Origin of the sequence: Brachybacterium sp. YJGR34, from assembly GCF_003347015.1 — a bacterium.
In the GTDB taxonomy this organism is placed as follows: domain Bacteria; phylum Actinomycetota; class Actinomycetes; order Actinomycetales; family Dermabacteraceae; genus Brachybacterium.
Genome location: NZ_PNFB01000012.1, coordinates 17,353 through 28,952 on the forward strand (window position 1 = coordinate 17,353; position 11,600 = coordinate 28,952).

Sequence of the window (11,600 nt, forward strand, 5' to 3'; positions counted from 1 at the left end):
CCGCGGGCGGGGGCTACTCAGGGCCGCCGGAGTCCCCTTCGGCGCCGTCACCGGCCTCGCCCTCGGCGTCCTCGAGAGCGACCGCCTCCGGGCCGCCCTCGAGCAGGGCGACGAACCCCGCCTCGTCGAGGATCCGCAGCCCGAGGTCCCGCGCCTTGGTCTCCTTGGAGCCGGCGTTCTCACCCACCACCACGAAGTCCGTCTTCTTGGAGACGGAGCCGGAGGCCTTGCCGCCGCGGGAGATGATCGCCTCCTTCGCACCGTCGCGGCTGAAGCCGTCCAGTCCGCCGGTGACCACGACGGTGAGCCCCTCGAGGGTCTTCACGAAGCCCTCGGCCACCTCGTCGGCCATCCGCACGCCGGAGCGGGCCCAGCCGTCCACCAGCTCCCGGTGCCAGTCCACCGCGAACCACTCCACGACGGCCTCGGCGATGATGCCGCCCACCCCGTCGGTGCTGGAGAGCTCCTCGACGCTCGCCTCCCGGATCGCGTCCATGGAGCCGTAGGCGGTGGCGAGGGAGCGGGCGGCTGTGGGCCCCACGTGGCGGATCGAGAGCGCCACCAGCACCCGCCACAGCGGCTGCTCCTTCGCCTTGGCGAGCTCGCCCATCAGCACCTCGGTGGTCTTCAGCGCGGTCGGCGCCTTCACCTCCCGCCAGGCGCCCTCGCCCTTGTAGTAGCGGAACTGGGGGCGGGACCAGAAGGCGGGCTGGAGGCGCCAGTCCCCCGTCGGCTCCCCGTTGCGGCGCTCGGGCTGGTAGACCACGACCTCGCGCAGCGCCTCCGCCGTCAGGTCGAAGAGGTCCGCGCCGGTGGTGATCACGCCCGTCTGCGGCGCGGGGAGCAGCGGGTCGTCGGCGGCAGTGACCCGCAGCAAAGGCACCCCGTCGGTGCCCTCCGTGACGGCGCCGTTCTTCACCACCACGAAGCTGTCCAGGGCGGTGTCCGCCGCCTCCCGGATCGGGAGGTGGAGGGCGTGGCCCTCGGCCAGGGCCGCGAGCGCCTCGCCGCGCCGCTTGTCCGGATCCGTCAGGGCGATCGCGCTCTCCTCGCCGAGCGCCTCGATGTCGAAGGCGCCGCGGGAGCCGGCATGCTCGACCCGGCCGGTGACCTGGGCGGGGCAGTCGCGCTGATTGGGGCAGCGCCAGTCCTTGTCCCCCTCCTTCTCCGGCCGGATCTCGGTGCCGCAGGCCGGGCAGGCACTGGGCATGACGAAGGGCCGTTCGCTGCCGTCGCGCAGCGCCTCGACCGGGCCCAGGATCTCCGGGATCACGTCCCCGGCCTTGCGCAGCACGATGGTGTCCCCGATCAGCACCCCCTTGCGCTCGACGTCGAACTGGTTGTGCAGCGTGGCCTTCTCGACCGTGGAGCCGGCCACCGTCACCGGCTCCATCACGCCGAAGGGGGTGACGCGGCCGGTGCGGCCCACCTGCACCTGGATGTCGAGCAGCTTGGTGGTGACCTCCTCCGGCGGATACTTGACCGCGATCGCCCAGCGGGGCGCGCGGGAGGTGGAGCCCAGGGCGCGCTGACCGGCGAAGGCGTCGACCTTGACGACGATCCCGTCGATCTCGTGCTCCACATCGTGGCGGTGCTCGCCGTAGTGCTCGACGTAGGCGAGGACGTCCTCGACGGAGTCCGCGACCGTCATGTAGGCGCTCGTGGGCAGACCCCAGTCCGCCAACAGCTGGTACACCTCGCTCTGGGACTCGACCGGCGGGTCCGGCCAGGCGCCGATCCCGTGGACCGTCAGGTGCAGGGAGGACAGCCGCGCCTCGCCGGCCTCCCGCTCGAGGCCCTCCTTCTTCTCCAGCTGCTGGCGCAGGCCGCCGGCCGCGCTGTTGCGGGGGTTGGCGAAGGTGGGGAAGCGACGGGTGGCCGCCAGGCGCTCGCGGTCCTCGTCGAAGGGACGGGCGCTCGGGGCACGCCGGGCCTCGTGGCGGGTGCGGGCCTCGGCCACGGCGCGCTCGCGCAGCTCGAGCTGGAGGTCGTTGAGTCGCTCGAAGGCGGCGGTGGGCAGGAACACCTCGCCGCGCACCTCGACCAGCTCCGGATGGCCCGTGCCGGCGAGCTGCTGCGGGATCCCCTCGATGCGCAGCGCGTTGTCGGTCACGTCCTCGCCGGTGCGGCCGTCCCCGCGGGTCGCGGCGGTCACGAGCCGGCCGTGCTCGTAGCGGAGGTTCAGCGCCAGCCCGTCGATCTTCAGCTCGGCGAGGAAGCGGGGCGTGCTGCCCAGCTCGGCGGCGGCGTGGGTGCACCACTCGCGCAGCTCCTCCGTGGAGAAGACGTTGTCCAGGCTCTGCATCCGCTCGGCGTGGTCGATCGGGGCCAGGCCCGCTCCCCCGGCGGCTCCGCCGACGGTCCGGGTGGGCGAGTCCTCGGCTGCGAGCTGCGGGTTCGCCGCTTCGAGGGCGCGCAGCTCCTGCTCCAGCGCGTCGTACTCGGCGTCCGCCATCGTCGGCGCGTCGTGCTCGTAGTAGTCCGCCCGCGCCTGCTCGATCTGCGCGGTGAGCTCGGCGATGCGCTGCTGCGCCTGGCCGGAGGCGCCGCTCCCGGCGGTGCTGCGGGGCGGAAGGGTGCGGGGGTCCTGGTCGTGCTCGGTCACCTGCATAGTGTGACGCACGGGGCTGACAGGGCACAGCCCCGGGGTCGCCTGCCCTCTCCGTCAGCGGGGCCCGGCGACGGGGCGCTCGGCGCGGACCCTGCGCGGGGTGGTGCCCGTGCGGTCGCGGAAGACCCTGTTGAAGTGGGTGACCGTCCCGAAGCCGACGTCCTCCGCGATGCGGGCGATCGGCAGATCCGATTCGATGAGCAGGCGCCGCGCCTGGTCGACCCGGAGGTCGTTGACGTAGGAGATGACGGTGGTCCCCGTCAGCCGGCGGAACTCGCGCGAGAGGTGATGGCGGCTGACATAGAACTGCTCGGCGAGCTCCTCGAGCTCGACGTGCTCGGTGTAGTGGTCGTGCAGGTGACGGACCACCCGGGCCATCCGGGTCTCCCGGGCGGCGGTGGCCGCGTCGACCTCCTGCTGGCGCAGCAGCACCAGGAGCAGCTGGGTCAGCAGCAGCCGCAGCTCGTCCTGGGAGCGCTCCCCGAGCATCTCCTGGGTGTGCAGCATCTGGTCCACGAGAGCGCGCACGGTCGCCAGCCCCACCTCGGCGGGACGGAACACCCGGGCGCCGCCGGAGATCGCCGCGAGGGCGTGCGGGTAGAGCACCGCCTCCGGCCGGGCGTAGACCACCACCCGGCGGAAGGGGATCCCCGGCGGGCTGTAGGAGAAGTGCTCGTCCGCGGGCGGGAAGGTGATCGCCTCCGGCGCCCGGATCCTGTGGACCCGGCCGCCGGAGAAGTGATCGCGCCGCCCGTCCTCGAGGACGTAGACCTCCAGGTAGTCGTGGCGGTGCGGCCGTGCCATGTTGTCGTCGACGCCCTGGACCCGCGCGACGGCGACCTGCCGTCCGCGCGCCATCAGCTCGCCCGCGACATCCTGCATCGGCGCCCTTCCGTCGGCTCTACCCCAGCAGTCCCATCATGCCCGGGATCCCCAGGGACAGCACCGGGACGTAGGTCACCAGGAGCAGCAGCAGCACCAGCCCGAGGAAGTAGGGCATCAGGCGCGGCACGACCTTCTCGATCGAGACCCCGGAGACTCCGGTGGCCACGAAGAGCACGGATCCCACCGGCGGGGTCATCGTCCCGATGCACATGGCCATGATGAGCACCATGCCGAAGTGGACCGGGTCCATCCCCAGCTCGCCCGCGATCGGCAGGAAGATCGGGGTGAAGATGAGGATCGCCGGCGTGATGTCGAGGAAGGTGCCCACCGCCAGCAGGATCACGATCATCATCGCGAGGATGAGGACCGTGCTGTCGGTGGTGGAGATCAGCGCCTGCGTGATCGCCGCCGGGATCCCCGAGTACGCCATCACCCAGGCCATCGCGGAGGAGGCGGCGATGAGCAGCATGACCACGCCGGTCGAGGAGACCGTGCGGGTGGCGATCTGCCGCAGCGCCGCGCCGTCGATCGTGCGGTAGATGAGCGAGAGGATCAGGCAGTAGACCACGGCGACCGCCGCGCCCTCGGTGGCGGTGAAGATGCCGCCGACGATGCCGCCGACCACGACCACGATGAGCAGCAGCGAGGGGATGGCACGCAGCAGGGTGCGCAGCGCCTGCCGGACGCCGACGTGCTCGGAGCTGCGGTAGCCGCGGCGCCGGGCGACGACGAAGGCGATACCGATGACCACCGCGCCCATGAGGATCCCGGGCACGTACCCGGCCATGAACAGGGCGGCCACGCTCACTCCCCCGGCGACCGTCGAGTAGACGATCGCGGCGGTGGTGGGCGGGATCAGCAGGCCCACCGAGGCGGAGGCGATGTTCACCGAGGTGGAGTAGGCGGGATCATAGCCCTCCTTGCGCTGGCGCTCGTGCAGCGTGCCGCCGATCGCGGCGGCGGAGGCCACGGCGGATCCCGACAGCGAGCCGAACAGCATGTTCGCCAGCACGTTGGTGTGCGCCAGGGAGCCGGGGACGCGCCCGGCGATCACCAGGGCGAGATCGACCAGGCGCTGGGCGATCCCGCCGTTGTTCATGATGTTGCCGGCGAGGATGAACAGGGGCACGGCCAGCAGGGAGAAGCTCTCCACGCCCATGTTCATCTGCTGGCCGACGATGAAGGTGGTCTCCGCCCAGGGCAGCATCAGCAGGCTGGTGGCGAAGGCGGAGACGATGATGCCCACGGAGATGGGCACGCCCAGGGCGAGCAGCACCGCGAAGGTGCCGAACAGGACGACGGCGGCGAGCAGGGGATCCATCACTCGGCCTCCTTCTCGGCAGTGGTGGAGGAGTCGGACGGCTCAGGGGCGCGGAGGTCCTCGAGGATGTTCAGGACCTGCGCGAGCGCGATGCCGGCGCCGGCGATCGGCGAGATCAGGTAGACCCAGCCGCGCGAGATCCCCAGCAGCGCCGAGAAGTTCTCCCGCGAGTCCCAGGCGAGCATCGCCCCGCCCACACCGAGCACGAGCACGGCGAGCGCGAGGACGAGCACGTCGATCCCCAGGCGCAGTGCGCGCCGCGCCCGGGCCGGGAAGCGGTCCTGGAGGATCGTCAGCGCCATGTGCCCACGCTCGAGGAAGGCGTAGGTCGCGGCGATGAACGACACCCAGATCAGGGCGTAGCGGACGAGCTCCTCGGTGAAGGCCGCCGGCGTGCCCAGCACGTAGCGCGTGAACACCTGGTAGAGCACGAGGGCGGTCATGAGGACCAGCAGCACGACGGCGAACCACAGCAGGAAGGTCGCGAGGCCTCGCCGCAGGCGCTGGGCGGGCATGCCGGCCTCGGAGCGGGTCTCGGGGGCGGCGGGCGAGCTCATGAGGTCTCCTCGCTGGCGGTCTCGATGACGGTGAGCACCTCGGCGACCTCGGGATACTCGGCGGCGAAGTCGTCGACGACGGGCCGGGTCGCGGTGCGGAAGGCCTCGAGGTCGATGTCGTCGAGGAACTCGACGCCCATCTCCACCGACTCGGCCTCGGCGGCCTCGATCGCCTCGACCCACGCCTCCCGGTGGTCCAGGGAGGAGCGGTGCGCGGCCTCGGCGACCAGCTCCTGGTCCTCGGGGGCGAGCTTCTGCCAGGCCTCGCTGCTGATGAGCATGAGGTCGGGGATGATCGTGTGCCGGGTGCGGGAGAAGACCTTCGCGACCTCGCCGTGGGCGCTGTCGGTCAGGACGGTCTCGTTGCTCTCGGCGCCGTCGATGAGGCCGGTCTGCAGGGCGGTGTAGGTGTCGCCGAAGGCCATCACCACGGGGGCGCCGTCCAGCGTCTCCATGAGCTCGGTCTGCGAGCGCATGTCCTGCACGCGGATCTTCATGCCCGTCACGTCCTCCGGGGTCCGGATGGGGGTGGAGGCGGTGTAGAAGGACCGGGCGCCGGAGGTGTAGTGGGTCAGTCCCACGAAGCCGCGCTCCTCGGTGGAGCGGTAGAACTCGGTCATCTCCGCGGAGTCCATCACCGTGTGCATCTGCTCCTCGGAGTCGAACACGTAGGGCAGCCCGAAGGTGTGGTAGCCGGCGTGGTAGGTGGCCAGGCCCGGGCTCGCCACGCGCGTGATGTCGACGATGCCCTGGACCAGCTGCCCCAGCACCGCGGTCTCCGAGCCCAGCTGGCCGTTGGCGTAGATGTCGACCTGGATGCGGCCGCCGGAGGTCTCGGCGACGGACTCGGCGAAGGCGGTGATCGCGGCGGAGGTGGGGTGGGTGTCGCTGAGGTTGTGCGCGAGGCGCAGGATCAGCGGGGACTGCGGGTCGGCCTCGGCGCTGTCGGTGACGGCGCCGCGGGCGGTGCACCCGGCCGCGAGCGCGAGCGGCGCGGCCAGGAGCGCCCTCCGACCCGGGCGCGGGGGACGTGCTGCGTGTCGCATGGCCTCACATTCCGATCATGTCGAAGGTGTCGAAGGAGATCTCGAGCTCGAGGTCCTCGCCGTCGTCCGGCAGCGAGATCCTCACGGAGCCGAGCGCGGCGTCGTAGTACCAGCCGCTCTCGGCGCCGAGGAGGTCCTCGGGGCTCTCGCGGTGCGGGACGAGCTGCCCGTCGCGGAGCACGCGCAGGGGGGCGCGGTCGGGGTGGATCACGTCGAACAGGAGGGTCCGCACGGCGCTGCGGTAGGCGCCGGTCCGCTCCAGGGAGATCCGCACGGTGCTGCCCGCGCGCATGGTCACCCGGGTCTCGCGCCGCTCGCCGCGCTCATGGGCGCGGCTGTGGCCGTCGTCCTCGTGCAGGACGAAGGAGCCGTCGCGCTCGGGGGCGCACAGCAGGCGGAGGGTCTCGATCTCGTCGCGCACGAGGCTCGTGGGCTGCTCGACGGCGATCGGGAGGATGCCGCCGGCGCGCAGGTAGAGGGGGATCGAGGCCGGCCCCACCTCCTCGACGTGCGTGGTGCCGCCCTCGTGGCGCTGACGGGTGGTCAGGTCGTAGAAGACCTCGCCGGCGGGGAAGCGCACGGTCCGGGTCTCGGCGCCCTTCTCGAGCACCGTGGCGACCAGGAGCGAGTCCCCGAGCATGAAGACGTCGGTGGTGTCGTACCCCAGAGCGTCGTGCTGGAACGCGCTGAGCAGGGGCTCCATGATCGGGGCGCCCTCGCGGGAGGCGCGGACCATGAGCGAGTAGAGGTACGGGATCAGCCGGTAGCGCAGCTGGATCGCCTCGCGGATCAGCGGCGTGATCTCGGGGTACATCCACGGCTCGGTGACCGTGTTGTCGGAGTTGACCGAGTGGATGGAGAAGCGGGGCTGGAAGATGCCGTGCTGGACCCAGCGCAGCAGCAGCTCCGGCTCCGGGCGCGGGCCGTGGAAGCCGCCGATGTCGCAGCCCTGGTTCGCCACCCCGGACAGGCTCATCCCGAGGATGGTGGCGATGTTGGCGCGCAGCGTGGTCCAGGAGGTGGAGTTGTCCCCCGCCCAGGTCTGCGCGTAGCGCTGAATGCCGGCGTGCCCGGCGCGGCAGACGATGAACGGCCGCTGCTCGGGGTGCGCCTCGGCGATAGCCTCCTCGGTGACGCGGCACATGAGGTTGGACATGACGTTGCGGGCCGCGGCGAGGGTGGTGGGTGCGCCGTCGCCCGCGACGCGCGAGTCCAGGTCCAGCACGCCCTCGTACTCGCAGTTGTCGTTCCACACCGAGGCGGTGCCCTGGGCGAGGACCGCCTCGGTCAGCCACTGCTTCCAGGCCTCGCGGGCGCGGGGCGCGGTGAAGTCGACGAAGTGCCCCGGCCCGCCCCACCAGGCACCGACGGCCGCGGGCCGGGTGCCGGCGCGGGCGGCCAGCTCGAGATCGACCGCGAGCTCCGGCGCGGTCGCGGAGGACTGGTCGATCGCGTCCTCACTCGCGCCGACGAACACGTCCCGTCGGGCGAACTCCTCGAGCTGGGGGTGGACGCGCAGGATGCCGGGCTTGACGTTCGGGGAGACCACCACGCCGCGCTCGGCGAGGTCGGAGAAGAAGCGCTCGGGATCGGGGAAGCGGTCGCGGTTCCAGGTGAAGACGCAGCGCTTGGCGCCGTCGGCGGTGTCCTGGGTGGTGTAGCCGCTGGAGAGCTGGAAGCCGTCCACCGGGATGCCGTGCTCCTGCGCGCGGTCGACGAAGCGGGTGATGGCCTGGTCGCTGTCCGCATCGAGCTCGGCGTAGTACATCGAGGAGGCGAGGTAGCCCAGCGCCTGCCGCGGCAGGACCGGCGGGCGGCCGGTGAGCTCCGTGTACCGGGCCACGACGTCCCGCACCGCGGGGCCGGCGATGACGAAGTAGTCGATGTCGCCGCCGTCGGCGATCACCTGGGAATGGTGGGGGAAGTAGTTGCTGTGCGAGCGCCCCAGGTCGAAGGAGACGTCGTGGGTGCCGTGGAAGAAGTAGCCGGACGCCCGCTGCGTGGAGCGGTTGACCGTGAGGTGGAAGGGGATGTGCTTGTACAGCGGCGAGCTGTTCTCCGCGTCGTAGCCCAGGCTGTCCCGCGGGCTGAGCGTGACCAGCTGCTTGGCCTTGTCCAGCGCCCCGGTGGTCTCCCCGAAGCCGACGAAGGCGTCCCCGGGCTCGATCCGGCGGGTGTGGATCCTCCGGCCGTTCACGTCCTCCCGGTAGGCGAGATAGGGGACGTCGGCGTGGAGCACGCTGCCGTCGGCGTCGAGCACACGGATCTCCAGCGGCGACCGGCGCACCTCCACCCGCAGGCGCGGACCGTGGAGGATCGCCGCGTCCTCGTTCTCCTCGAGCCGCACCGGCGGCGGGGTGAGGCGAGTCCGCTCCGAGCCGTACACCTCGTCGAGGCCGTCCTCCCACGCCGTGGTCATGAGGCTGTAGGACTGCTCGGCGAAGTCACCGTCGAACCCGGCGCGCACGCGCACGACGTCCTCGGTCATCATCAGCACCCGCAGTGCGACACCCTCGGTGCCCACGTGCAGCACCCCCGCGGCATCCAGCGAGATCTCCTGCACCTGTGTGCTCGTGCGCATCGGTCATTCCTCCGTCGGACGATGTTTCCTGCCGCGGTGCCGGCCGATGCTGTCCACGTCGTTGCGGGTGCGTCAGTGCAGATCGGTGCAGGCGGGAGGGGCGTTCCCTCCGAGCCTAGGCAGGATGCGGTCACCGCACTGGACGGATCGTGCTGTTCCCGAGCCCGTTCTGAACCGATCGTGCTGTCTGCGTCGCGGAGGTCCGCTCCCGCGCCGCAGGTCAGGAGGAGACGCGCTCCGCCCAGGTCGGTGCGGTGCGCAGCAGGGACTCGATCGCGGGCTCGTCGAGCAGGGTCGAGGGGTCCGGCTGCGCGGAGGGGTCGACGGTGCCGGCATGGACCGCGTGGGCGATGCCGGTATGGGCGATGAGGGTGAAGCCCGCGGCCTCCGCGTCGCGATGGCCGAGCATCCGCCAGATCTCGAACATCCGCTCCAGCTCGGCGACCAGCTTCCCGCCGGGGCGGGGATCCACGACCAGCTCGAAGACGCAGCCGTCGTCGTGCGCTCGGGCGATGCCCTCCCAGAGGGCGCGGCCTGCGGCGGTTCCGAGGCCCGGGAGCCGACGCGGGCCGATCGCCATCCGGCGCGCTCCGGCGTCGCGGGCGGCGCGCAGCAGGTCGACGTGGGCTCCGACGCCGAGGGTGATCGCCTCCGCGGGCAGCCCCTCGTCGGCGAGCGCGACGAACAGGCTGCGCCACAGCGCCCCGAGCTCGGGCGCGGGCACCGCCGGGTAGCGGCGACGCCCCGAGGGAGTGGGGATGCGGCCCTCGTGGACGCCCGCGACGGCGTCCTCACGCAGCAGCAGGTGGTGCCCGGCGCCGGGCACCCGGTCCCGCAGCGCTCCCAGGTGGTCGATGATCCCCTCGGCCAGCAGCAGCGGCAGGTCGCGCACGGCGCCCGGGTCCACCAGGGTCCGCTCCCCCGAGGCCATGAAGGTCGCCCCGGACAGGGTGGCCGGCCCCAGCGCGGTGGTCATCAGCGGGCCCTCGTAGCCCAGCAGCGCGATCCGGGAGGCGTCGAGCATCCGGTCGCGCAGCTCGCGGGCGTGCTGCCAGGCGCGCCCCAGGCCGGGACCGACCCGCCAGCCGTAGCTGACCAGGTCGCCGGTGGTCTCCGCGAGCAGGGCCAGGGTGGACGGCAGCAGGTGGTCGGTCTCGTCGCTGCCGAGCGCGGCGGGCAGGTAGAGGCGCGAGGCGATCTGCTCGTCGGGGTCGTCGCCCAGCAGCGCGCGCAGCCGGATCAGGGCCGCCAGGTGCGGATCGTCCGGGAGCTCGAAGCGGAGCGTCTCGTCGGCGGTGGGGGCACGGAAGGTGCCGTCCCCGGTGAGGGTGAGCAGGGCGGTCATGCGCGGCGCTCCAGGGTGGCGGCGGCGAGGACGCGGTCCCCGTCGTAGAGGACGAGGGTCTGGCCGGGGGCGACGCCCCGCATCGGGGTCTCGAGGCGCACGCGGAGGGACCCCGCGGCCCCCTCGGGAACCTCGAGGATCCGCGCCGGGACGGCCTCGCCGTGGGCGCGGATCTGAGCGCTCACCGTGCGGCCCGGGCTCAGCGGCTCGAAGGAGATCAACTCGCCCGCGACCAGCTCGCTGGTCGAGAGCAGCTCCGCGGCCCCGACCACGACCTGGCGCGAGGCGGGGTCGATGTCGACCACGTAGCGGGGCGCACCGTCGGCCGCGGGGCGCTCGATGCCCAGGCCCTTGCGCTGACCGATGGTGAAGCCGTGGGTGCCGCGGTGGGTGCCCAGCACGGTCCCGTCGGCCTCGAGGATCTCGCCCGGGGCCTCGCCGAGGTTCCGCTCGAGGAACCCGCGGGTGTCGCCGTCGGCGACGAAGCAGATGTCGTAGCTGTCCGGCTTGGTGGAGACGCCCAGGCCGCGGGCGCGGGCCTCGGCGCGCACCGCGTCCTTGGTCTCGAACTCACCGAGGGGGAAGAGCGAGCGGCCCACGGCCTCGGGGCCCATGACGGCCAGCACGTAGGACTGGTCCTTGGCCATGTTGCGCGAGCGGTGCAGCGAGGCGGCGCCGTCCGGCCCGTCGTGGCGGAGGGAGGCGTAGTGGCCCGTGCACACGGCGTCGAAGCCGAGCGCGGTGGCGCGCTCCAGCAGGGAGGCGAACTTGATGCGCTCGTTGCAGCGCACGCAGGGGTTCGGGGTGCGGCCCGCGGCGTACTCGGACAGGAAGTCCTCCACCACCAGGTCGTGGAAATCGTCGGAGAGGTCCCACACGTAGTAGGGGATGCCGATCCGGTCCGCCGCGCGGCGGGCGTCCGAGGCGTCCTCGACGGTGCAGCAGCCCCGGGAGCCGGTGCGCGTCTGGTCGCGGTTCTTGGACAGCGCCATGTGGACGCCGACGACCTCGTGCCCGGCCTCCGCGGCGCGCGCCGCCGCCACGGCCGAGTCCACCCCGCCGCTCATCGCCGCCAGCACCTTCATGACTCCGGTCCCCTTCTGCTCCGTGGTTCCTCGGGTCGCAGGGTCCTCGTGCCCCCGTCGGCCCCCGGGCGCGATGCGCCCTCATCGAGTGTACGGAGACAGGTGTCGGGCAGAGGCCGCCCGGCGGCGTGATGTGGCCCCTCGCGGGGTGGGATGGGTCTCGCCGCGG

At 72.4% G+C, this 11,600-nt stretch carries 8 protein-coding genes; all 8 read right to left on the minus strand.

All coding sequences use genetic code 11. The annotated features are described in order from the left end of the window. Positions 1-13 precede the first annotated feature (13 nt). The 8 genes from CXH06_RS11355 to mnmA all read right to left on the minus strand — a co-directional run bounded on the left by CXH06_RS11355 (position 14) and on the right by mnmA (position 11,431). Positions 14-2,611: an NAD-dependent DNA ligase LigA gene (locus CXH06_RS11355; RefSeq protein ID WP_157975707.1), complete on the minus strand. Its 2,598-nt coding sequence runs from the start codon at positions 2,609-2,611 to the stop codon at positions 14-16. 54 nt (positions 2,612-2,665) lie between these two features. After that, on the minus strand, positions 2,666-3,493 hold the full coding sequence (locus tag CXH06_RS11360) for an AraC family transcriptional regulator (protein ID WP_114855310.1): 828 nt from the start codon (positions 3,491-3,493) through the stop codon (positions 2,666-2,668). Positions 3,494-3,512: 19 nt separating this feature from the next. Beyond that, positions 3,513-4,817: a TRAP transporter large permease gene (locus tag CXH06_RS11365; protein WP_114855311.1), complete on the minus strand. Its 1,305-nt coding sequence runs from the start codon at positions 4,815-4,817 to the stop codon at positions 3,513-3,515. Beyond that, positions 4,817-5,374: a TRAP transporter small permease gene (locus CXH06_RS11370; protein ID WP_232820320.1), complete on the minus strand. Its 558-nt coding sequence runs from the start codon at positions 5,372-5,374 to the stop codon at positions 4,817-4,819. The genes CXH06_RS11365 and CXH06_RS11370 overlap by 1 nt, the downstream gene beginning before the upstream one ends. Beyond that, the gene (locus CXH06_RS11375; RefSeq protein WP_114855312.1) at positions 5,371-6,420 is read right to left on the minus strand and encodes a TRAP transporter substrate-binding protein; all 1,050 of its coding nucleotides are present in this window, start codon (positions 6,418-6,420) and stop codon (positions 5,371-5,373) included. The genes CXH06_RS11370 and CXH06_RS11375 overlap by 4 nt, the downstream gene beginning before the upstream one ends. A gap of 4 nt (positions 6,421-6,424) precedes the next feature. Then, entirely contained in the window at positions 6,425-9,001 is a 2,577-nt protein-coding gene (locus CXH06_RS11380; RefSeq protein ID WP_114855313.1) for a TIM-barrel domain-containing protein, read from the minus strand. A 220-nt stretch (positions 9,002-9,221) separates the two neighbouring features. Then, on the minus strand, positions 9,222-10,346 hold the full coding sequence (locus CXH06_RS11385) for a hypothetical protein (RefSeq protein ID WP_114855314.1): 1,125 nt from the start codon (positions 10,344-10,346) through the stop codon (positions 9,222-9,224). Then, on the minus strand, positions 10,343-11,431 hold the full coding sequence (gene mnmA / locus CXH06_RS11390) for a tRNA 2-thiouridine(34) synthase MnmA (protein WP_114855315.1): 1,089 nt from the start codon (positions 11,429-11,431) through the stop codon (positions 10,343-10,345). The genes CXH06_RS11385 and mnmA overlap by 4 nt, the downstream gene beginning before the upstream one ends. Between the last annotated feature and the right edge of the window lie 169 nt (positions 11,432-11,600).

Excerpts from the sequence above, each read along its gene's own strand:
- CXH06_RS11355 (WP_157975707.1), bottom strand. The coding sequence starts at position 2,611 with ATGCAGGTGACCGAGCACGACCAGGACCCCCGCACCCTTCCGCCCCGC.
- CXH06_RS11360 (WP_114855310.1), bottom strand. The coding sequence starts at position 3,493 with ATGCAGGATGTCGCGGGCGAGCTGATGGCGCGCGGACGGCAGGTCGCC.
- CXH06_RS11365 (WP_114855311.1), bottom strand. The coding sequence starts at position 4,817 with ATGGATCCCCTGCTCGCCGCCGTCGTCCTGTTCGGCACCTTCGCGGTG.
- CXH06_RS11370 (WP_232820320.1), bottom strand. The coding sequence starts at position 5,374 with ATGAGCTCGCCCGCCGCCCCCGAGACCCGCTCCGAGGCCGGCATGCCC.
- CXH06_RS11375 (WP_114855312.1), bottom strand. The coding sequence starts at position 6,420 with ATGCGACACGCAGCACGTCCCCCGCGCCCGGGTCGGAGGGCGCTCCTG.
- CXH06_RS11380 (WP_114855313.1), bottom strand. The coding sequence starts at position 9,001 with ATGCGCACGAGCACACAGGTGCAGGAGATCTCGCTGGATGCCGCGGGG.
- CXH06_RS11385 (WP_114855314.1), bottom strand. The coding sequence starts at position 10,346 with ATGACCGCCCTGCTCACCCTCACCGGGGACGGCACCTTCCGTGCCCCC.
- mnmA (WP_114855315.1), bottom strand. The coding sequence starts at position 11,431 with ATGAAGGTGCTGGCGGCGATGAGCGGCGGGGTGGACTCGGCCGTGGCG.